The organism is Demequina salsinemoris (genome assembly GCF_000974805.1).
Lineage (GTDB): Bacteria > Actinomycetota > Actinomycetes > Actinomycetales > Demequinaceae > Demequina > Demequina salsinemoris.
The window spans coordinates 31,584-52,629 of the sequence record NZ_BBQZ01000004.1; the positions used below are offsets into that span (position 1 = coordinate 31,584).

Genomic DNA, 21,046 nt, shown 5'->3' on the forward strand with positions numbered 1-21,046 from the left:
CAGGCTAGACGGAAGGCGAGGGCGACGGCAGGACGAGCCACGCGACACGGCTCCAGTCGCCCAGGCCAGGACGCCTGCGCCCGTCATCGCGCGGGGCCGCGCCGCCGAAGGCGTCGCGCCGCAGCGGGACGAGGGCGCCGCGGCCGGGCTCGTACGCGAGGAACCCTTCGTCCGTCGCCGCGACGAGCAGGACGACGTGCCGGGGCACCACGGTCTCGAGCCCCAGGTCCGAGTCCCCGCCGGAGTAGAGCACGACCGGCAGGCCGTCCGCGATCGCGGCCGAGGAGTGGGCGACCATCGCCTCGGCCGCCTCCGGGGAGCGGTCGTCGAGCATCGCAGAGCGGTAACGGATCCCGAAGGGGCTCGCGAGGCGCGCGGCGGTCCACGGTGGGGTGCCGAGCGCGCGAGGCCAGGGGAACGGCCCGAGCGCGTTCTCGGTCGCCTCGACGTGCTGGCCGCGTTGGAGCGCGCGCCAGCGTCCCTCGATGTCGCCGCGTTCGGCGCCGCCCGAGATGATCGCGGCGGCGACGGCTTCGGGCGTGTATCCGGCGAAGTAGCGGCCCGTCACGATCCAGATCGCGACGAAGGGGTCGGCCGCGGCGTGCAGCATCCCGAGCACGGCGGCCCCGCAGGTCGTCTGATCCACCTGGCGTGCGGTGACGATCCCGAACGCCACGGGCCCCTGGCTCCGCACCCCGGCGACCGCGAACGGGTCGCGCGCGGCCGCCTTGGCGTCGGCGTGGAGCTTCGCCCAGGACGATGCGAGGGCCGCGATCGCGTCGATCGGCGCGCCGGTCGCGCCCGCCCGGATGATGACGTCGCCGTCGTCGGCGAGCTCGGCGAGCGCGGTCTCGAGGGCCCGGCGGTCGGCGAGGGACGATGCGGTGACGCGTCGTTCCCACGCGCGCGCGGCCGCGCCGACGCTCGCGGGCACGAGCGCCTCGGCGCGCGCGACCGCATCGTCCGCGAGCCAGCGCCTCCCCCAGCCCAGCGGCCTGAGCGCGCGGGCGACGACCGAGGTGAGGGTCCAGGCCATCAGGCCGTCAGCGCGCCGACTGAGTCCAGGAGGATCGTGCGCTCGGGGGCGGTGTCACCGATCTCGATCGCGCCGGCGCCGCCGCACGCCTCCGCGAGCGCCTGCAGCCCGCGCGGCATGCGATCGGGCGTGTCGGTGTGGAGGGTCGCGACGAGGTCGCCCGCCTTGACCGACTCCCCGAGGGTCTTGTGGAGGTACATGCCCGCGCCCGCCTGGACCGGGTCCTGCTGGCGCGCGCGTCCGGCTCCCAGGCGCCAGGCCGCGACACCGACGCCGAGGGCGTCCATGCGCGTGATGACGCCGTCGCGCTCGGCGCGCACCTCCTCGGTGTGCGTGGCGATGGCCATCGGTGCCTCGGGATCGCCGTCCTGGGCGCGGATCATCGCGTTCCAGGCGTCCATCGCGCGGCCGTCCTTGAGCGCCTCGGCGGGATCGACATCGGTGACTCCCGCGCCCGCGAGCATCTCGCGGGCGAGCGCGACCGTGAGCTCGACGACGTCGGCGGGACCGCCGCCCGCGAGGACCTCGAGCGACTCGGTGACCTCGAGCGCGTTGCCGATGCCGCGGCCGAGCGGGGTGGACATGTCGGTGAGCAGCGCCGACGTCCGCACGCCGGCGTCGGTGCCGAGGTCCACCATGGTGCGCGCGAGCTCGCGCGCCTGATCGATGTCCTTCATGAAGGCGCCCGTGCCGACCTTGACGTCGAGCACGAGCACGCCCGTGCCCTCGGCGATCTTCTTGGACATGATGGACGATGCGATGAGCGGGATCGCCTCGACGGTGCCGGTGACGTCGCGCAGGGCGTACAGCTTCTTGTCCGCGGGGGCGAGGCCGGAGCCCGCGGCGCAGATGACCGCGCCGACGGACTCGAGCTGCGCCATCATCTCCTCGTTGCTGAGCGCGGCGCGCCAGCCGGGGATCGACTCGAGCTTGTCGAGCGTTCCGCCCGTGTGGCCGAGGCCGCGGCCCGACAGCTGCGGCACCGCGACGCCGCACGCCGCCACGAGCGGCGCGAGCGGAAGGGTGATCTTGTCGCCGACGCCCCCGGTCGAGTGCTTGTCGGCGGTCGGGCGGGACAGGGACGAGAAGTCCATGCGCTCGCCGGTCGCGATCATCGCCGCGGTCCAGCGTGCGATCTCGGCGCGCGTCATGCCGCGCTGGAGGATCGCCATCGCGAGCGAGCTCATCTGCTCGTCGGCGACGACGCCGCGCGTGTACGCGTCGATGACCCAGTCGATCTGGTCATCGGAGAGGGTGCCACCGTCGCGCTTGGTGACGATGACGTCGACGGCGTCGTGACGCTCGGCCATGGGGATCAGCTCTCCTCGAGGTGCTGCGGGCCGAAGGCCCAGGGAAGGATGTCGGACATCGTCAGGGTCCCCTCGGGCCCGTCGATGAGAAGCGCGTCGCCACCGTGCTCGTACAGCAGCTGGCGGCAGCGACCGCACGGCTGGAGAGGCGAGCCCGCCGCGTCGACGCATGCGAACGCGATGAGGCGCTTGCCGAGCGCGTCGGTGTGCAGCTTGGACACAAGCGCGCACTCCGCGCACAGCGTGAGCCCGTAGCTCGCGTTCTCGACGTTCGCGCCCGTGACGATCGCGCCGGTGTCGGTGAGCGCCGCGGCGCCCACCCGGTACTTCGAGTACGGCACGTACGCGCGGGACGAGGCCTCGCGCGCGGCGGAGCGCAGGGCCTCCCAATCGATGTCGGCCATGGCTCCTACTTCTTGTAGGGCTGGTTCTCGGCGGCCGGCGGGCGCACGTGGCCCACGAGCCCCGCGACCGCGAAGATCGTCGCGAGATACGGCAGCATCGCCAGGAACTGCGAGGGGATCGACGTGCCGATGATGCCGAACTGCTCGCGCAGCGAGTCGGCGAAGCCGAAGAACAGGGCCGCGGCGAGCGCTCCCTTGGGGCTCCACCGACCCAGGATCATCGCGGCGAGCGCGATGTAGCCCTTGCCGCCGGTCATCTCCTTGTTGAAGGCGAGGCCCGACGCGACCGTGAAGAAGGCGCCTCCGAGTCCGGCGATCGCGCCGCCCAGGATGGTGTTGCGCACGCGGGTGCGGTTGACCTTGATGCCGACGGTGTCGGCGGCCTTGGGGTGCTCGCCGACGGCACGGACCCGGAGCCCCCAGCGCGACTTGAACAGCATCACGTTGAGCACGATGACGAGCACGTACATCGTGTAGACGAGCAGGTTCTGGTCGAACAGCACGGGGCCGATCACGGGGATGTGGGACAGCACCGGGATGGGCAGGTCGGGCAGCCCGATGCGCTGGTTGAGGTCCGTGTTCTCCTTCATGACGGTGCCGTAGAAGAAGTTCGTCAGCCCCACCGCGAGGACGTTGAGGACGACGCCGACGACGATCTGGTCCACCCAGTACTTGACCGCGAAGAGCGCGAGCAGGAGTCCGATCAGCGCGCCGGCGACGGGCGCGGCGAGGAGTCCGATGTAGGCGCCTGCGGTGCTGGACCCGGTGGCGGTAGCGGCGGCGCTGCCGACGAGGGCGGCCATGAAGGCGCCCGCGAGCAGCTGGCCCTCGATCGCGATGTTGACGATGCCGGAGCGCTCGCAGACCACGCCCGCCAGGGCGCCGAACACGAGCGGCGTCGCGAGGACCACCGCGCCGATGAGCAGTCCGGTCACCTGGATGGACGTGGAGCTCTTGCCGGCGCCAGCCCACATCAGGATCGCGAAGACGAGCAGCACGCCGTAGACGATCGGCAGCCACACGCCGAGCTTGCGGCGGTTCGCGGACGCCCACGCGGACAGGCCCGCGAGGGCGATCAGCGCCAGGGTCGCGGCGATCGCGAAGGGCTGCGCGGGAGCGTGCCACACCGGGATCTGGAGCGCGTCGCTCTTCTGGGAGAGGACGAACCGGGTCTCGGTGCCACCGGGGGTGCCCAGGCCGAAGACGACGAAGGAGATGAGTCCGACCGCGCCCAGGAGGATCGGCATCTTCCAGCTCTTGGGCGTCTCGACGACGGCCTCCGGCTCCTGCGTCTGAGGTGCCTCAAGGGTCGCGGTCATGCGGCCACCACCTTCTCGTTGGTCGGGGTGGGCAGTCGGAAGAGGAACCTCACGAGCGGCGGGGCCGCGATGAAGAGGACGATGAGCGACTGCAGGATCAGGACGATGTCCACGGGGAGGCCGGCGGCGACCTGAAGCGTCGGCCCGGAGGCCTTGAAGGCTCCGAAGAGGATGCCCGCGAACACCGTGCCCATCGGCCGCGACCGGCCTAGCAGTGCCACGGTGATCGCATCGAATCCGAAGGACCCCGCGATGCCCGTGGTCAGCGACTTCTCGGTGCCGAGGATCTGGGCGGAGCCGGCGAGACCGGCGAGCGCACCGGCGATCGTCATGACGGCGATGATCCCGAAGGACACGTTCATGCCCGCCGTGCGAGCGGCGCGCGGGTTCGCGCCGACGGCGCGGAAGCGGAAGCCCCAGGTGGAGCGCTCCATGAGCCACCACACGCCGATCGCAGCGGCGATCGCGAGCAGGAAGCCCAGGTGGAGCCGGTAGCTCGAGCCGAGGATGAGCGGGTACTGCGCGGTCGTGTCGACGATCGGCGACTGGAGGTTGTCCGAGTCGGGCCTCTGGAAGGCGTCCTGGCTGAGCGCGAAGGCGAGCAGGTTGGCGGCGACGTAGTTGAGCATGATCGTGACGATCACCTCATGCGCGCCCGTCTTGGCCTTGAGGATGCCGGGGATGAAGCCCCAGATCGCACCGCCCAGGGCGCTCGCGACGACCGCGACCAGCAGGTGCAGGCCCACGGGCAGGTGCCACGCGAAACCGACCCAGCCGCCGAGCATCGCTCCCATGATGATCTGGCCCTGCGCACCGATGTTGAACAGGCCCGCGCGGAAGCCGATGCCGAGACCGAGTCCCGCGAAGATCAGCGGGGTCGCCATCGTGAGCGTCTCGGTGAGCGGCTTGAACTGCTGCGCGAACGTGTCCGCGCTGTAGTTCCAGACCGAGCCACGGAACATCGCGGTATAGGCGCTCGAGACCGCGTCCCAGGCCGCGGTGAACGTGTCCATCGGGCGCGCGAAGAAGTAGCCCGCCGCATCGGAGACGTCGGGGTCCGCGAAGATGATGAGAAGGCCGCCGATCACCATCGAGGCGACGACCGCCATCACGACGACGAGAGCGGAGCTCTCCGCGATCTCCCTGAGGAGAGCGCGCCAGTCGCGCGACCCCTCGGCTGGCGCATCGTCCTGCTTCACTGCCTCGGCGCTCACGCGGCCGCCTCCTCGTGTGCTCCGGCCATCATGAGGCCCAGGGTGTCGCGATCAGTGTCCGGCGGCACGATGCCGACGATCTCGCCGTGATACATCACCGCGATGCGGTCCGCGAGCGCGAGCACCTCGTCGAGCTCGGCGCTCACGATGATGACGGCCGCGCCGTTGTCGCGCTCGGCGATGATGCGCTTGTGGACGAACTCGATCGAGCCGACGTCCAGGCCGCGCGTGGGCTGCGAGGCGATGAGCAGCTTGAGCGGTCGCGACATCTCGCGAGCGAGGACGACCTTCTGCTGGTTGCCTCCCGACAGGGACCCGGCGGTCTGCTCGATGGACGTGGTGCGGACGTCGAACTGCTTGACGTGCTCCTCCGCCTCCTCGGCGATCACGCGGGGCTGCAGCGCCATGCCCTTCGCGTACGGAGCGACGTCGTGAAGATCGAGGATGAGGTTGTTGGCGATCGTGAAGGTCGCGACGAGCCCGTCCTCGGTGCGGTCCTCAGGCACGAAGCCCATCCCGGAGTGAAGCGTCTCCTTGATGGACTTGCCGGTGAGCAGCTCGCCGTCGAGGGTCGCGGTTCCCGACGTCGTCGGGACGACGCCGAGCAGCGCCTCGGCGAGCTCGGTCTGGCCGTTGCCCTGGACGCCCGCGATCGCGAGGATCTCCCCCGCGTGGACGTCGAAGCTCACGTGCTTGAGGCGGGCGATGCCGTCCTCGTCGATGACCGACAGGTCCTCGACCGCCAGCATGACGTCGCCTGGCTCCGCCGGGGTCTTGTCGACGGTCATCGACACGTCGCGGCCGACCATGAGGGACGCGAGCTCCTCCTGCGACGCGGTGGGCTCGGCGGTGCCGACCACCTTGCCGCGGCGGATGACGGTGATGGTGTCGGCGACGGCCTGCACCTCACGAAGCTTGTGGGTGATGAGGACGACGGCAGTGCCTGCGTCGCGCAGATCCTTGACGATCGCGAGCAGCTCGTCGGTCTCCTGCGGGGTGAGCACGGCGGTGGGCTCGTCGAGGATGAGGACCTTCGCGTCGCGCGACAGCGCCTTGATGATCTCCACGCGCTGCTGGGCGCCGACCGGGAGATCCTCGATGACGGCATCGGGATCCACGTCGAACTTGAAGCGGTCGGAGATCTCCTTGACCTTCGCGCGTGCGGCGGCGAGGTCCAGCAGCTTCGCGGGGCCCTTCACCTGCTCGTGGCCGAGCATGACGTTCTCCGCGACGGTGAACGGGGGGACGAGCATGAAGTGCTGGTGGACCATGCCGATCCCGGCCGCCATGGCGTCGCCGGGTCCCGTGAACCCGGTCGGCTCATCGTCCAGAAGGATCTCGCCCTCGTCGGCGTCGTAGAGGCCGAACAGCACGTTCATGAGCGTCGACTTGCCCGCGCCGTTCTCTCCGAGGAGCGCGTGGACCGTACCGGACTCGACGACCAGATCGATCGCGTCGTTCGCCGTGAAGGTGCCGAAGCGCTTGGTGATCCCCTTCAGTTCGAGCTTCACCCGTCACTGCCTTTCAGAGGTCTTCGGGGCGCCGCAGGACGGGCGCCGCACAGTGTCAGTCAAGCACGAGGGGCGCGCCGCGTCCACGCAGCGCGCCCCTCGCGTCGGACCTGGTCCGACTGGTGTTGCTGGTTACTCGACGGCGACCGAGATCGAGCCGTCGATGATGCCGGCCTCGATCGTGTCGAGCGCGGCGAGCGTGTCGTCGTCCAGGGCACCGTCGGCCCAGTCGGAGACGCCCACGCCCTCGTTCTCGAGGGTTCCGACGTAGTTCTCGTTGGTGAAGTTGCCGTCAACGGCCTCCGAGACGACCTCGTAGACCGACGGGCCCATCTCCTTCATGACCGAGGTCAGGATGATGTCCGCGTAGTCGGTCGCGGTGAGCGTCCAGTCGGAGTCCACACCGATGATCCAGGTGTCGCCGGCCTCCTGCGCGGCGGCGGCGGCGCCGAGGCCCACGGGGCCCGCGACCGGGAGGATGATGTCCGCGCCCTGGTCGATGAAGCCCTGAGCGACCGACTGACCCTTGGTGGTGTCGGAGAAGTCATCGGTGAACGAGCCGGTCTCGCCGTCCCAGCCGAGGACCTCGACCGCGGTGCCGTTCTCCGAGTTGTAGTAGTTCACGCCGGCCAGGAAGCCGTCCATGAAGATCGTGACGGTCGGGATCTGCATGCCACCGAAGGTCGCGACGACGCCGGTCTTGGTCGCGGCCGCGGCGCCGTAGCCCGCGAGGAACGCAGCCTGGTCGGTCTCGTAGGTGAGGCCCTTGACGTTGTCCAGCGGCTCCTCGTACGACGAGTCGATGATCGCGAAGTCGACGTCGGGGTTCGCCTCGGCCGCAGCGGCGGTCGCGTCGGCGAGCAGGTAGCCGACCGTGATGGTCAGGTCGCAGCCCGCGTCGACCATCGCGGTGATGTTCGGCTCGAAGTCGGCCTCGGAGGTCGACTCGGCGGAGTTGGTCTGGAGGCCGAGGTCCGCGGCGACCGTCTGGAGGCCCTCGTAGCCCGCCTGGTTGAAGGAGGCGTCGTCGAAGCCGCCCGAGTCCGAGACCATGCAGGCCGTGTAGTCAGTCGAGGTGGTTGCGGACGCGGAGTCGGAGGCCGACGCGTCGGCGTCCTCCGGCGCGGCCGAGCAGGCGGCAAGGGCGATCGCCGAAGCGGCGGCGAGCGCACCGAAGCGCATCGTGTTCTTCATGAGTGTGGTTCCTCACTTTGTCTGGCCAAAGCGACGCCAGGCTGTGCGTCGCGTCACACCCTACGCGCGATATGTTTCGGAAAACTGCTCGGAATGTAGGTCTAGGTAACAAATCGGTGACGATCCGGCACTCAGACGCAGGTTAGGAGGCGGTCAGGCCCGCCGACGCATGCTTGACCGCCTGAGCCTGGGCCCGCGTCGTGATCAGCAGCGCCTCACCCGTGATGACGACGACGGCGTCCTTCACGCCGACGATCGCGACAGGCTTGGTCCCGCCCATCACGAGCGCTCCAGGAGCGTCGACGAGCTTCACGGGCTCCGTGCGATCGACCTTGATGAGGCCGTCCGAGTCGGGCGTGAGCATGCCGGCGAGCGAGTCGAAGTCTCCGATGTCGTGCCAGCCGAGGGAGGCGGGGACCACGGCGACGCCGCCATCGAGCGCGACGGGCTCGGCGATCGCATTGTCGATCGCGATCTTGGTCAGGGTCGGCCAGAGCTCGTCGAGGACTGCCGTGCGCTCGTCGGTGTCCCATGCGGCGGCGATCTTCCGCACGCCGTCGTGGATGGCCGGCTGAAGGCGCTCGAGGTGGCCCAGGAGCACGTCCGTGCCGACGACGAACATGCCCGCGTTCCACACGTAGCCGCCGTCGGCGAGCATGTGCGCCGCGGTCTCCGGATCCGGCTTCTCGGTGAACTCGGCGACCTCCATCGCACCATCGATGCCGCTGAGCCCGGGCCCCTGCTTGATGTACCCGAAGGCGCTCGACGGCTCGGTGGGCTGGATGCCGATCGTGACGATCTTGCCGGTCTTGGCCGCCGCGACCGCGGTGGCGACCGCAGTGCCGAACGCCTCGGTCTCGGTGATGACGTGGTCGGCCGCGAACGAGCCCATGATCGACGGGCCGCGGCGCTGCTCGATGATCGCGGCCGCGAGCGCGATCGCCGCCATGGAGTCGCGAGGGCTCGGCTCGGCGATCAGGCGCTCGGACGGGACCTGCGGGACCTGGGCGGCCACCGCGTCGGCATGGCGCGCGCCCGTGACGATGTACACCTCGTCGGTCAGCGCGGACAGGCGCGTGACGGTGTCCTGGATCAGGGTGCTGCCTGTCCCCAGCAGGTCCAGCAGGAACTTCGGTCTGGTCGGCTGGGACAAGGGCCACAGCCGGGATCCGACGCCCCCCGCGGGGACGACGGCGACGAGATCGGTCAGATGCGCGTGTCGAGCAGTCGAATCGGTCACAGGCCCAAGACTAGGATGACGAATGGTTCACCCGTCAACGATGAAGGGATGAAAGTGTCCCCCGCACCAACCCTGTATCGCGGCCATGAAGGCATGTGGATGTGGCTCGTCCACCGCTCCACTGGCGTCGCGATCTTCTTCTTCCTGTTGATCCACGTGCTCGACACGGCGCTGGTGCGCGTGTCGCCCGAGGCCTACAACGAGGTGATCGGCGCGTACAAGACGCCCGTCTACGGGCTGGTCGAGGCGGGCCTCGTGGCCGCGATCATCCTGCACGCCTTCAACGGGCTGCGGATCATCGCCGTCGACAACTCGACGTGGGCGCTGCGCCACCAGAAGAAGCTCGCGTGGGGGGTGTGGATCGTCTTCGCTGTCCTCATGCTCGGGTTCCTGCCGCGCCACCTCATGCACGTGTTCGGGGGTGCCTGATGTCCGCTCCTGAGCTGATCGACCCGAAGCCGCGCATCCGCTCGGGCCGCACCCGCCGCAAGGCCGAGCGCTGGTCGTGGATGTTCATGCGCCTGTCGGGCCTCGTGCTGGTGCTGCTGATCTTCACGCACCTCACGGTCAACCTCGTCCTCGGCGAGGGCGTGAGCCAGATCGACTTCGCCTTCGTGGCGGGCAAGTGGGCGGACTGGTGGTGGCAGGTCGCCGACTTCCTGATGCTCCTGCTCGCGATGCTGCACGGTGGCAACGGCATGCGGCTGCTCATCAACGACTACGCTCACTCGAAGGCGTGGAGAAGCGCACTGATGGGCGTGCTGCATCTGTCGATGGTGGTGGTCATCGTCCTGGGATCGCTCGTGATCTGGACCTTCGACCCGTGCCCCGTCGACGCCGACATGTCCCTGCTTCCCAGCTTCTGCGAGGATGTTCTTCAATGACCCTTCACGAATACGACGTCGTCATCGTCGGCGCCGGTGGCGCCGGCATGCGCGCAGCGCTCGAGAGCTCGCAGCGCGCGCGCACCGCCGTGATCTCGAAGCTGTACCCCACGCGCTCCCACACGGGCGCGGCGCAGGGAGGCATCGCCGCCGCGCTGAGCAACGTCGAGGACGACAACGCCGAGTGGCACACGTTCGACACGGTCAAGGGAGGCGACTACCTCGTCGACCAGGACGCCGCAGAGATCCTGTGCACCGAGGCGCCGCAGGCGGTGCTCGACCTCGAGAACATGGGCCTGCCGTTTAACCGCACCGAGGACGGGCACGTGGACCAGCGCCGCTTCGGCGGCCACACGCGCAACCACGGCGAGGCCGCGGTGCGTCGCGCCTGCTACTCGGCGGACCGCACGGGCCACATGATCCTGCAGACGCTGTACCAGCAGTGCATCAAGCAGGAGGTCGAGTTCTTCAACGAGTTCTACGTGCTCGAGCTCGTGCTGGACAAGGACCCGCAGGCCGCCGGGGACGACGAGACGGTCTCGGTCGCGGGCGTCGTCGCCTACGAGCTCGCGACGGGCGAGATCCACACGTTCCGCGCCAAGTCCGTGCTGTTCGCGACGGGCGGCGCCGGCAAGGTCTTCAAGACGACGTCCAACGCTCACACCCTCACGGGCGACGGCATGGCGATCGCGTTCAACGCGGGGCTGCCGCTCGAGGACATGGAGTTCTTCCAGTTCCACCCGACGGGCTTGGCCGGACTCGGCATCCTGCTGTCCGAGGCCGCGCGCGGCGAGGGCGGCATCCTGCGCAACAGCGAGGGCGAGCGCTTCATGGAGCGCTACGCCCCCACCATCAAGGACCTCGCGCCGCGCGACATGGTCGCGCGCGCCATGGCCAACGAGGTGCGCGAGGGACGCGGATGCGGCCCCCACAAGGACTACGTGCTCCTGGACCTCACGCACCTGGAGCCCGCGCACATCGACGCGAAGCTGCCCGACATCACCGAGTTCGCGCGCACGTACCTGGGCGTCGAGCCCTACACCGAGCCGGTGCCCGTCTACCCGACCGCGCACTACGCGATGGGCGGCATCCCGACCACCGTGCACGGCGAGGTGCTGCGCAACAACACGAGCAAGGTCAACGGTCTCTACGCGGCCGGCGAGTGCGCATGCGTGTCCGTCCACGGTGCGAACCGCCTGGGCACCAACTCGCTGCTCGACCTCAACGTGTTCGGCCGCCGCGCGGGCATCGCCGCCGCGGAGCACGCCCTCGCCACGGCGGAGGCCGCTCCCCTCGACGAGTCGGCCGCCGCGCCGCTGATCGAGCGTGTCGAGAAGTTGCGCTCCACTGTCGGCTCGAGCGGCTCGGAGTCCATCGCCGCGCTCCGCAAGGCGCTCCAGGAGACCATGGACCGCAACGCGCAGGTGTTCCGCGACGAGGCGTCGCTCACCACCGCGCAGGAGGTGATCGCGGACCTCCAGAAGCGTTACGCGGACATCGCGATCCACGACCGCGGCCAGCGCTACAACACCGATCTGCTCGAGGCCATGGAGCTCGGCTTCCTGCTCGAGCTGTCCGCGGTCGTCGTCCTGGGAGCCCTCAACCGCAAGGAGTCGCGCGGCGGCCACTACCGGGAGGACTTCCCGACGAGGGACGACGAGAACTTCATGCAGCACACCATGGTGTACGGCGAGAAGGACGGGCTGCGCCTCGACTACAAGCCGGTCGTGGTGACGCGGTACCAGCCGATGGAACGCAAGTACTGAGAGGGAGGTTCAGATGACTGCCACTGCCGACGCCACGACGCCCGCGGGCGAGGTCCCCTCCTTCGAGGTCACGCTCCGCATCCGCCGCATGAACCCCGAGGGAACCTCCGATCACGCCGCCGGCGAGGAGTACTGGGAGGAGTTCAAGATCCAGGCGCACGCGACCGATCGCGTGCTCGATGCGCTCCACAAGGTCAAATGGGACCTGGACGGCTCGCTCGCCTTCCGCCGCTCGTGCGCGCACGGCGTGTGCGGATCCGACGCGATGCGCATCAACGCACGCAACCGGCTCGCCTGCAAGACGCTGCTCAAGGACCTCAACCCCGCCAAGCCCATCCTGATCGAGCCGATCAAGGGCCTGCCGGTCGAGAAGGACCTCATCGTCGACATGGAGCCGTTCTTCGCGTCCTACCGCGAGATCATGCCGTTCCTCATGACGGACGGTCCCGCTCCCGAGCGCGAGCGCCTCCAGACCCCGGCCGAGCGTGAGCGCTTCGAGGACACGACCAAGTGCATCATGTGCGCGGCGTGCACGTCGGCGTGCCCGGTGTTCTGGACCGACGGGCAGTTCTTCGGCCCGCAGGCGATCGTCGGCGCGCACCGGTTCATCTTCGACTCTCGCGACGAGGGCCAGTGGGACCGCCTCGAGATCCTCAACGACAAGGCCGGCGTGTGGAAGTGCCGGACGGCCTTCAACTGCACCGAGGCCTGCCCGCGCGGCATCGAGGTGACGAAGGCGATCTCCGAGGTGAAGAAGGCGCTGAACACCGGCGAGATCTGAGCACCGCATCGTCCGCGTACCTGGTTGTCACTGTCCGGGTACCTGGATGTCGCCCTCGCGGGCTCAGCCGGTGCACGTCTCCATCGGGATCGTCGCCGCCTCGGTCTCCCCTGCATACGTGATGGACAGCGATGCTGAGGCGGCAAGGCAGGCGTAGGCATCGTTGACGGATGCCAGCACCTCTGCGAGCTCCTCGACCTCGTCGTCGGTCGACTCGACGGTGGTCTGCTCGACGTCCCAGACCGTGGCGATCGCGTCCACGATGACCCGCTCGCCGTCGCAGCCGTCGGTGAGGTCGAGGTCGAGCATCGGTGCGAGCGCACCGGAGTCATCCGGCTCGACCGACATCGCCCAGTGCGCGCAGATGTCGCCGATCATGACCTCGCCCGAGTCCGTGAGTCCGGCGCTGTACGCCGGCGTCTGCGCCAGGGCTGTCTCTGCGGCGTCCGCGGCGCGCAGGTACGCCTCGCTCGCGATGACGACGAGCGCGAGCACCGTCGACACCGCCACCACCAACTGCACCAACGGTGCACCCTTCACGCCGTTCACGGCGCCCCCTTGCGCTGCACGGGCGACCGCCCCCAGCGCCCGGTGACACTCAGTGTAGGAACATCCGGGCGGTGAGGCGCGGCGGCTGTGGACAAGCTCGAAGCCTGCGCACCCACCCGATGTCGACGCGGCGCGCGCCCGCCCGGCGCGCTCCCGCCCGAGGCTCAGGCGACGGCACTGGCCCGAGCAATTTCTGACACAGCACGGCCGCTCCACACGGCGTGTCTCACGCGGCGCGCCGTACGTCCGATCCGCTCTGTGTCAGAAAGTGTCCGCGAACGCACAGTGAAGTCCATGCGACAGCGCCGCTTCACGCGGAAGCGACACCCACACACCCGGAGAGCGCGCTGCCAAGGCGGAACCGGCACTCACGCACCCGGAAGTCGGCGACCGCGCGCAGGGTTCGAACGGGCACCGCGGAGAAGCCGGTCAGCCGTCGATCAGTCTGGCCGGCGACGACCAGGCGACCGATCCGAGGGGCTACTGCGCAGGCCGCGACCCCGCGGCCGCATCGTGCTTCGCGCTGGCGCCGGCGGCGTCGTCCTCGTCCTCGTCCTCGCCACCGGCGTCCCCTGGCTCGGCGCCCGCGTCGTCCTCCACGTCCGTGTAGTGGACCTGCCCGACCTCGGGCGCAACGTAGTGGGCGCCGAGCCAGGCAGCGCACATGAGGATGATGCGGTTCACGTAGTCGACGAAGACCATGAGCGTGATCACGCCGACGAACGGCGCCAGCACCTTGCTGTCCGTCGAGCCGCTCACGATGTAGCTCACGCCGATGCGGAGCACCCCGATCGCGAAGGCGGAGACGAGGATGATGTAGAGCAGCCGCATCGACCAGCGCGCGCCGCCGAGCATCATGAGCGCGAGGGCGACGTACAGCATGTCGGCGATGATGCCCGCGCCGAAGCCGATCAGCCGCACCCCCCACCACGGCATCGAGACGTTGATGGCGTCGGCGAACCATTCCGCCGCGCTCGTCGCCACGACCTGGATCGCGAGCCCGATGAGCGCGATCAGGAGCAGCCCGACGAGGGCGCCCACATCGCGCAGCTTGCCCATGACGGGCGACGAGTACTCCTCGCCGAGCATCGTCCTGATGGATGTCCGCATGCCCTTGATGAAGCGCGTCGCGGTGTTGATGAGGATGAAGAACGAGATCACGCCGACGATGCCTGCGACCGAGGTCGCGCTGCCGGAGCCGAGGTCGTCGGGCTCGATGATGCCGCTCGTGTCCCCGGTCGAGATCAGTCCGGGAACCGCGTTGCCGAGGTAGTCGACGAGCGACGAGCGCAGCGCCTCGTTGCCGGCGAGGAAGAGCGTGGCGAGCGTGGTCGCGACGACGAGACCCGCCGCGACAGACGCGAGGGTGAAGTAGGCGATGCCGGCGGCGAGGACGTTGCCGTTCTGGAGCGAGAACCGCTTGAGCCCCTTGGCCCAGGAGGTCGCCTCCCACCACTCCTTCAGGCGCTTGCCGCGTTCGGCGGCGTCCTTCGCCTGCGCGACGACCTCGTCCTTCTTGATCGACAGGGTGGTGGGCTCGGCCTCGTCGGCCATGTCGACTCCCCCTTCACCCCTCAGCGACGGTTCAGCGATGCAGCGCGGGCAGCAGCCCCACTCGATCGTAGATGCGATCCAGGGTGTTCTGCGCGATATGCGAGGCCTTCGCGGCACCGTCTGCCAGGACCGCGTCCAGCTTCTCGGGCGACTCGATCCACTCCATCGCGGCGTCGTGGACGGGCGTGAGCGCCTCGACGACGACCTCGGCGAGGTCCACCTTGAGGTGGCCGTACATCTTGCCCTCGTACTCGGCCTCGAGCTCGGGGATCGCCTTGCCGGTGAAAGCCGAGTAGATGCGCAGCAGGTTGGACACGCCGGGCTTGTTCTCGTCGTCGTAGCGGATGACGGTGTCGGTGTCGGTGGTCGCGGACTTGATGTTCTTCGCGATCTTCTTGGGGTCCTCGAGGATCTCGATCAGGCCCTTGGGGCTCGACGCCGACTTGGACATCTTCTTGGTCGGCTCCTGGAGGTCTTGGATCTTCGCGACCTCCTTGACGATGTGCGGCTCGGGGACGACGACGGTGCCCTCGCCCAGGCGCGTGTTGAGGCGCTGCGCGAGGTCGCGCGAGAGCTCGAGGTGCTGGCGCTGGTCCTCGCCGACGGGCACGAGGTTCGTGTCGTACAGCAGGATGTCCGCGGCCATCAGGACGGGATACGTGAACAGGCCGACGTTGGTGCCCGACTCCCCGACCTTCGCGGACTTGTCCTTGAACTGGGTCATGCGGCCGGCCTCGCCCATGCCGGTGAACGTGGACAGGATCCACGCGAGCTCGGCGTGCTGCGGCACGTGGGACTGGACGAACAGGAGCGAGCGCTCGGGGTCGACGCCCGCTGCGAGGAACTGCGCGGCGGTCCGGCGGGTGCGGTCACGCAGCACCGCGGGGTCGGGCGCCACGGTGAGCGCGTGCAGGTCCACGACCGAGTAGATCGCGTCGTGCGTCTCCTGCAGCTTGACCCACTGCACCAGCGCGCCCAGGTAGTTGCCGAGCTGGAGGGAGTCGGAGGTGGGCTGCATTGCCGAGAACACGCGAGGCTTCATGCAGCCATTCTGTCAAAGCCTGGGAGTGCACAGGGACGATGCGAGAGTCGCCTGGCGTGGGCGGTCCCTCGAGGCGTCAGGTCGCCTCGGGGTCGTAGGGGGCGACGGCGTCGCGCTGCACGGCCAGGGGGTGCCGCTTGCGCGGCACGGTCGGCAGGCTCTCGCCGACCGGCAGCGGGGACTCCTCGGCGAGGGCCTCCTTGACGATGCGGCGGGGGTCGTACTGGCGCGGGTCGTACTGCTTCCAGTCGACCTCGGGCGCCTCCGCGGTCAGGGTCTGCTTGCCCTCACGGATCATGTCGCGTCCGCGCTTGACGAGGTCGCGCAGCTGCTGCGCGTACTCGGGCAGGCGCTGGGGGCCGATCACCACCATCGCGATGACGAGGATGATGAGCAGCTCGCTGCCGTTGATGTCGAACACGGGTCTATTGTGCCGTCACTCGCGCGGGCCGGGAAGCATCCCGGCCCGCGCGGTCGGACCGGTGCGGGATCAGCGACCCGGCAGCGCCGGCGCTGACGGCAGTCCGTCGTCCGGGAGCTGGAAGTCCTCGGAGCCCGATCCGTCGTCGGTGCTGCCCGAGTCGGACTCGTCGCTGTCATCGCTGAACACCACGTCCTCGTTGGACGACAGGGTCACGGTGATGTCCTCCTCGGAGTCATCGCGCTGGATCGTGAGCACGACCTCGTCCCCGGGCGCCTTGGCCCGGATCGCGACGATGAGCTCGTCGGACGCGGTGACGGGCCGGCCGTCGATCGCGGTGATGACGTCGCCGGGCTCGATGCCCGCCTCGTCGGCGGGGCTGCCGGAGACGACGCCTCCGTCGATGTCGGCGACCTGGACGCCCTCGCCGGTGTAGGTGCTGTCGAGCTGGACGCCGATGACCGGGTAGGTCGCGACACCGTTCTCGATGAGCTCCTCGGCGGTGCGGCGAGCCTGGTTCGACGTGATCGAGAAGCCCAGGCCGATCGACCCGGACGAGTCGGTGCTCGTGGACAGCGTCGCGATCGCCGAGTTGATGCCGATGACCTCGCCGTCCGCGTTGATGAGCGGGCCGCCCGAGTTGCCGGGGTTGATCGCCGCGTCCGTCTGAATCGCGTCGACCCACGCGGTGGTGGTCTCGTCGGACGTCGTCACGGGACGATGCAGGGCGGACACGATGCCGGTTGTGACGGTGGACTCGAGGCCGAGCGGGGCGCCGATGGCGACCACGGACTGCCCGACGACGACCTCGTCGGAGTCGGCGAGCACGAGCGGCGTGACGCCGGTCTGGTCGATGTGCACGACCGCGAGGTCGTACTCGGTCGACTCGCCGACCACCGTGCCCTCGAGCTCGCTGCCGTCCGACTCGACAACGGTCACGGTGCCGCCCGAGTCGGCCACGACGTGGGCGTTGGTGAGGATGTAGCCGTCCTCGCGGATGAAGAAGCCGGAACCCGTGGAGGCGACCTCGCCGTTCTCGACGATCTCGATGACGACGACCGAGTCGGAGGCCTCGGCGGCGATCGACACGACGTCGATGTCGGACGAGGATGAGCTGGTGTTCGTCGTGGTCGAGTCGTCGTCGGACGAGGACGAGGCGGGCAGCGTGCTCGCGGTGCTCGAGTCGTCGTCGGCGCCGAGCGTGGCGCCGTAGATGGCGGCGCCGCCGAAGCCGGCTGCGCCTCCGAGGACCAGTGCGCCGACCGTGATCGCGGCGACCGTGCGGCCGCGCAGACCTGCGGCTGCGGGCTTGGCGTCCGCGGGAGCGGCGGTCTGGTCGGGAGTCGAGGCGAACGTCTGCGCGGTGGTCGCGGCGGGGGCTCCGTACGATGCGGCGCCGGGAGCGGCGTACGCGGTGGCCGCGTACGGACCGGCGGGCGCGACCCGGGCGGGCTCCTGCGACGACGCCGGGGCATCCGCCGCGTCCGCGGGCGCGGTGGGAGGCAGCTCCGCCGTCGCGTCGGCCATCGGCGGCAGCTCGGCCGTCTCGTCCGCCGTGGGAGGCAGCTCGGCCGTGGTCTCAGACGTCGTGGGAAGCTTCTCGGTGGCGTCGGGCGTCGCGGGCAGGGTCTCGGTGGTCTCGGCCTGGTCGTGGCCCGGGGCCGCCGCCGGCTGCGGGTCCCGCGCTCCGTACGAAGAGGGAGCGGCGAACGGCGATGTCGGCTGGGCGTCCTGCGAGGGCGCGCCGTCCTCAGGCTTCTGTGAGCCGTTCATGAAGGGTGCTGGCTCTTTCAGTCCGTGCCGATGAACGCATCGGCGATTTCAACAAGTCCGGAGGAGATGCGGTCGACGAGCCCTGGCTCCTCGTCCACAGGGAACGAGCCGGCCACGTCGACGAGCGTCGTGGCGTCGCAGCCGCCGCATGAGGCGGTCATGACAAGGTCGCCGTTCTCCCACACGACCGTGGTGGTGGTCCCGTGGACCACGTAGAGGGTGAGGCTGTCCGTGGTGATCGTGGGCAGCTCGGAGAAGCCGGCGCCGAGCCGACCGCGCTGCTCCGTCACCACGACGGAGTCGAGCCCGGCGGCGAGCGAGAGGACGAGCCCCTGCGTGCCGTCGGTGAGGGTCTTGACGGAGGCGCCGACGGCCTTCAGCGTCGAGTTCTCGCCGAACGGGCTCGACCATCCCTCGAGCTCGTCGGTCTCGTCGAGGTCTGCCGACGCGTACGTCGCGACGGTCGTGCCGCCAGAGTCCGAGCCTCCGGCTACCGCGATGTCGGCAGAGTAGGTCTCGGGGGCGCCCGCGACGTAGGCCGCCCCGACGCCTCCGACGACCGCCGCGATCGCGCCGAGCGCGAGCAGGCGCGGCCGGTGGTCCGGCGGGCGGACCGCCTTCGCGTGGTGCGGGTCCTCGTGCGCCGCGATCTCGGCCATCCGATCGCGGTCGAGCAGCTGCTTGGCGAAGGTCATGTCGATGCCGGCGGGAGAGCTGTTGAGACGCTCTCGCGCCTGGCGCAGCTCGCCGTAGCGGTCGCTGCACTCCTCGCATGATGCGAGGTGGGCCATCGCCTCGGCGGCGGCCTTCGAATCGAGGCGCCCGTCGAGGAGGTCGTGGACCGACCGCCCCAGGTGCCGTCCGGTCATCCGTCGCTCCGGGCCGGGGCCTGCGCCGATGCGGGCGCACGATGCGCGAGGGACTCGCGCAGCTTGGCCCTCGCCCGCGACAGGCGGGAGCGGACCGTGCCCATCTTGATGCCGAGCGTCGCAGCGATCTCCTCATAGGAGAGGCCCTCGATGTCGGACAGCACGACAGCGGCGCGGTACTCGGGCTGGAGGTCGGCGAGCGCGGCGATGATGTCGTCACCGAGGTTCGCCATGTCGAACGCGTCCTCGGGCTGACCCGAGCGCTCGTGCCGGTCGAAGCTCTCGGACGTCGACACGGTCGCGTCGTCGTCCGCCATGAAGTCGAAGCGGATGCGCTTCTTGCGACGCATCCGGTCCAGGAAGAGGTTCGTCGTGATGCGGTGCAGCCAGCCCTCGAACGTGCCGGGCTTGTACTGCGACAGCGAGTTGAACACGCGCACGAACACGTCCTGCGTGAGGTCCTCGGCATCGTGCTGGTTGCCGGTCAAGTGGTACGCGAGGCGGTAGACCCGTCCCGAGTGCTCCTCGACGATGCGTTCCCAGGTGAGCTCCGCCGGCAGCGCCGGTGCGGCCTCGACCGAGGCTGGGGTGGTGGCCGTGGTCATCGCCTCGCCTCCTTCTGCTCTGCTTCAACGCCTTGCCGACACTTCATGTTCCCATGGCCCCTCCAGCGCATCGAGCCCCCTGGCGCCGATCTGCGGCAACTCTGAGGGACGGTGCCCGATACGATGCCCTGGTAAGGGGAGGTGCCATGACCAACGAGGCCGCTAACTGGGCGTACGCCGAGGACTTCCTGGCGGAGGATCGGGCGCTGCTCGCCGCGCGTGACGCCGCCGAGGAGCTGGGGTGCGTGCCGGTGTTCCCCGCCGTGGGCAGGACCCTGCAGGTGCTCGCGCGCACGCTCGGGGCGCGCTCGATCGTCGAGATCGGTACGGGCACGGGGGTGGCGTCCATCCACCTGCTGCGCGGCATGGAGGCGACGGGTGTGCTCACCACGATCGATCTCGACGCCGAGCACCACAGGGCCGCGCGCCGCGCCATCACCGCGGCGGGCTTCGCGCCGGAGCGGGCGCGACTCATCACGGGCCGCGCGCTCGAGGTGCTTCCCCGCCTCACGGACGGCGGCTACGACCTGGTGCTGATCGACGCGGCCAAAGCGGAGTACCCGATGTACCTGGAGCACGCGCTGCGCCTGCTGCGCGTGGGTGGGGTGCTCGCGATCGACAACGCGCTGTGGCACGGCCGTGTGGCCGACCCCGCGCAGCGCGATGAGGAGACGACGGCGATCCGCGTCACGCTCAAGGCGGTGCGCGAGAACGAGGCTCTGACCCCGGTGCTGCTCACCGCGGGCGATGGCCTGCTGGTGGCGCTGAAGGACTCCGACGCGGCCTGAGCCGAGCCGGAGCCGGCCCGCGCGAGGCGGGCGGAGGAGACTACTGGAGCGCGGACTGAAGCGCGTCGCCGAGCTCCTTGACCTCGTCGGCGTTGATCTCCACGACCAGGCGGCCGCCACCCTCGAGAGGCATGCGCAGCACGTAGCTGCGGCCTTCCTTCACGACCTCCATGGGGCCGTCACCGGTACGAGGCTTCATTGCGGCCATCGTCTGCCACTCCTTGGGTCCTTGCGGTCGCGCGGCGCGCAACGCTTGTGTCATTCTACGGGTTTGGGCTGACGCGTCCCAAATCCCTCGCGCCGCGCCGCGTCGCCGCGCGGCTCAGGGGAACACCGAGAGGACGACCACGGGGACGCTCGCAAGGCCTCCCGCCAGCACGACGACGCCGAGGATGCTGCCCCACAGCGCCCTCGCCCTGAAGGGCAGCCCGCGACGTCTGGTCGCGTCGCGCGCGACGCCGCCGAGAACCACCGCGGCGGCCCCCCAGAGCCAGCAGAACATCTCGGCGTCGAGGAGCCGCTCATGCCACCAGACGGTAGGCCACGACCCGGCGTTGCCGTCTTCGGGGAGCATGAGCGGGTTGAACGTCCAGAAGCCCAGGAGCAGGGCGGCTCCGACGAGGGCGACCATTGGCACGCTCGTCTCAAGCGCGTGCACCCGTGAGGCGCGTGCCGTCGTCGCCTCCGTCGTCATCGCTGGCGCTCCCGTGCTCACAGGACGAGCATAGTGCCGTCACCGAGTGTCGTCACCGACGTGGTGCAGACGCCGGGGTGGCGTCCTCCGCC

General features: G+C 69.8%; 22 protein-coding genes. 5 read left to right on the forward strand and 17 right to left on the reverse strand.

The genetic code is table 11. The features are described 5' to 3' along the window. Positions 1-4: 4 nt before the first annotated feature. The 8 genes from AOP78_RS08820 to AOP78_RS08855 form a co-directional block, all read right to left on the reverse strand. Complete coding sequence (locus tag AOP78_RS08820) at positions 5-1,036, reverse strand: hypothetical protein (RefSeq protein ID WP_062203349.1); 1,032 nt, start codon at positions 1,034-1,036, stop codon at positions 5-7. Continuing rightward, a complete protein-coding gene (locus AOP78_RS08825; RefSeq protein ID WP_062203351.1) occupies positions 1,036-2,346 on the reverse strand; it encodes a thymidine phosphorylase in 1,311 nt (436 codons plus the stop codon). Before AOP78_RS08825 ends, AOP78_RS08820 begins: the two co-directional genes overlap by 1 nt. 5 nt (positions 2,347-2,351) lie before the next feature. Further along, positions 2,352-2,750 (reverse strand): cytidine deaminase, encoded by a 399-nt coding sequence (locus AOP78_RS08830; protein ID WP_062203353.1) that lies wholly within the window; start codon positions 2,748-2,750, stop codon positions 2,352-2,354. Between the two features lie 5 nt (positions 2,751-2,755). Then, positions 2,756-4,069, reverse strand: coding sequence for an ABC transporter permease (locus AOP78_RS08835; RefSeq protein WP_062203355.1), 1,314 nt, complete (start codon positions 4,067-4,069; stop codon positions 2,756-2,758). Continuing rightward, positions 4,066-5,283 (reverse strand): ABC transporter permease, encoded by a 1,218-nt coding sequence (locus AOP78_RS08840; RefSeq protein ID WP_062203357.1) that lies wholly within the window; start codon positions 5,281-5,283, stop codon positions 4,066-4,068. The genes AOP78_RS08835 and AOP78_RS08840 overlap by 4 nt, the downstream gene beginning before the upstream one ends. Next, complete coding sequence (locus tag AOP78_RS08845; protein ID WP_062203359.1) at positions 5,280-6,794, reverse strand: ABC transporter ATP-binding protein; 1,515 nt, start codon at positions 6,792-6,794, stop codon at positions 5,280-5,282. The genes AOP78_RS08840 and AOP78_RS08845 overlap by 4 nt, the downstream gene beginning before the upstream one ends. A gap of 132 nt (positions 6,795-6,926) precedes the next feature. After that, positions 6,927-7,988, reverse strand: a complete 1,062-nt coding sequence (locus AOP78_RS08850; RefSeq protein WP_062203361.1) for a BMP family lipoprotein — start codon at positions 7,986-7,988, stop codon at positions 6,927-6,929. A gap of 142 nt (positions 7,989-8,130) precedes the next feature. Beyond that, positions 8,131-9,228: a mannose-1-phosphate guanylyltransferase gene (locus tag AOP78_RS08855; protein WP_062203363.1), complete on the reverse strand. Its 1,098-nt coding sequence runs from the start codon at positions 9,226-9,228 to the stop codon at positions 8,131-8,133. 48 nt (positions 9,229-9,276) lie between these two features. Between AOP78_RS08855 and sdhC the strand changes: the two genes are divergently transcribed. From sdhC to AOP78_RS08875, 4 genes are read left to right on the forward strand one after another with little or no spacing between them, the layout of a single operon-like run. Then, a complete protein-coding gene (gene sdhC / locus AOP78_RS08860; protein ID WP_083979978.1) occupies positions 9,277-9,657 on the forward strand; it encodes a succinate dehydrogenase, cytochrome b556 subunit in 381 nt (126 codons plus the stop codon). Beyond that, positions 9,657-10,112, forward strand: a complete 456-nt coding sequence (locus tag AOP78_RS08865; protein WP_062203367.1) for a succinate dehydrogenase hydrophobic membrane anchor subunit — start codon at positions 9,657-9,659, stop codon at positions 10,110-10,112. The genes sdhC and AOP78_RS08865 overlap by 1 nt, the downstream gene beginning before the upstream one ends. Continuing rightward, positions 10,109-11,878 (forward strand): succinate dehydrogenase flavoprotein subunit, encoded by a 1,770-nt coding sequence (sdhA, locus tag AOP78_RS08870; RefSeq protein ID WP_062203369.1) that lies wholly within the window; start codon positions 10,109-10,111, stop codon positions 11,876-11,878. The genes AOP78_RS08865 and sdhA overlap by 4 nt, the downstream gene beginning before the upstream one ends. Before the next feature lie 13 nt (positions 11,879-11,891). Continuing rightward, complete coding sequence (locus AOP78_RS08875) at positions 11,892-12,659, forward strand: succinate dehydrogenase iron-sulfur subunit (protein ID WP_062203371.1); 768 nt, start codon at positions 11,892-11,894, stop codon at positions 12,657-12,659. Between the two features lie 63 nt (positions 12,660-12,722). On the opposite strand, the gene AOP78_RS08880 is transcribed toward AOP78_RS08875, so the two are convergent. The 7 genes from AOP78_RS08880 to sigE form a co-directional block, all read right to left on the reverse strand. After that, positions 12,723-13,208, reverse strand: coding sequence for a hypothetical protein (locus AOP78_RS08880; RefSeq protein ID WP_152659479.1), 486 nt, complete (start codon positions 13,206-13,208; stop codon positions 12,723-12,725). A 480-nt stretch (positions 13,209-13,688) separates the two neighbouring features. After that, entirely contained in the window at positions 13,689-14,762 is a 1,074-nt protein-coding gene (locus tag AOP78_RS08885; protein ID WP_062203375.1) for a YihY/virulence factor BrkB family protein, read from the reverse strand. Between the two features lie 31 nt (positions 14,763-14,793). Further along, positions 14,794-15,804 carry a tryptophan--tRNA ligase gene (gene trpS, locus AOP78_RS08890; protein WP_062203377.1) on the reverse strand — a complete coding sequence of 337 codons (1,011 nt, stop codon included), beginning with the start codon at positions 15,802-15,804 and terminating at the stop codon, positions 14,794-14,796. Between the two features lie 76 nt (positions 15,805-15,880). Beyond that, the gene (locus AOP78_RS08895; RefSeq protein ID WP_062203379.1) at positions 15,881-16,225 is read right to left on the reverse strand and encodes a Sec-independent protein translocase subunit TatA/TatB; all 345 of its coding nucleotides are present in this window, start codon (positions 16,223-16,225) and stop codon (positions 15,881-15,883) included. 69 nt (positions 16,226-16,294) lie between these two features. Beyond that, positions 16,295-17,998, reverse strand: coding sequence for a S1C family serine protease (locus AOP78_RS08900; protein ID WP_062203382.1), 1,704 nt, complete (start codon positions 17,996-17,998; stop codon positions 16,295-16,297). 17 nt (positions 17,999-18,015) lie between these two features. After that, positions 18,016-18,867 (reverse strand): hypothetical protein, encoded by an 852-nt coding sequence (locus tag AOP78_RS08905; RefSeq protein WP_062203384.1) that lies wholly within the window; start codon positions 18,865-18,867, stop codon positions 18,016-18,018. Further along, on the reverse strand, positions 18,864-19,472 hold the full coding sequence (gene sigE, locus AOP78_RS08910) for an RNA polymerase sigma factor SigE (RefSeq protein ID WP_062203389.1): 609 nt from the start codon (positions 19,470-19,472) through the stop codon (positions 18,864-18,866). The genes AOP78_RS08905 and sigE overlap by 4 nt, the downstream gene beginning before the upstream one ends. Positions 19,473-19,618: 146 nt before the next feature. Here sigE and AOP78_RS08915 point away from each other — a divergent pair, with 146 nt between their 5' ends. After that, entirely contained in the window at positions 19,619-20,260 is a 642-nt protein-coding gene (locus tag AOP78_RS08915) for an O-methyltransferase (RefSeq protein WP_062203394.1), read from the forward strand. Between the two features lie 40 nt (positions 20,261-20,300). Here the strand turns inward: AOP78_RS08915 and AOP78_RS14750 are convergent, their stop codons facing one another. Both AOP78_RS14750 and AOP78_RS08920 read right to left on the reverse strand, forming a co-directional pair. Beyond that, on the reverse strand, positions 20,301-20,468 hold the full coding sequence (locus AOP78_RS14750; RefSeq protein ID WP_083979979.1) for a DUF3117 domain-containing protein: 168 nt from the start codon (positions 20,466-20,468) through the stop codon (positions 20,301-20,303). A 114-nt stretch (positions 20,469-20,582) separates the two neighbouring features. Then, on the reverse strand, positions 20,583-20,975 hold the full coding sequence (locus AOP78_RS08920; protein WP_152659480.1) for a hypothetical protein: 393 nt from the start codon (positions 20,973-20,975) through the stop codon (positions 20,583-20,585). Positions 20,976-21,046 lie beyond the last annotated feature (71 nt).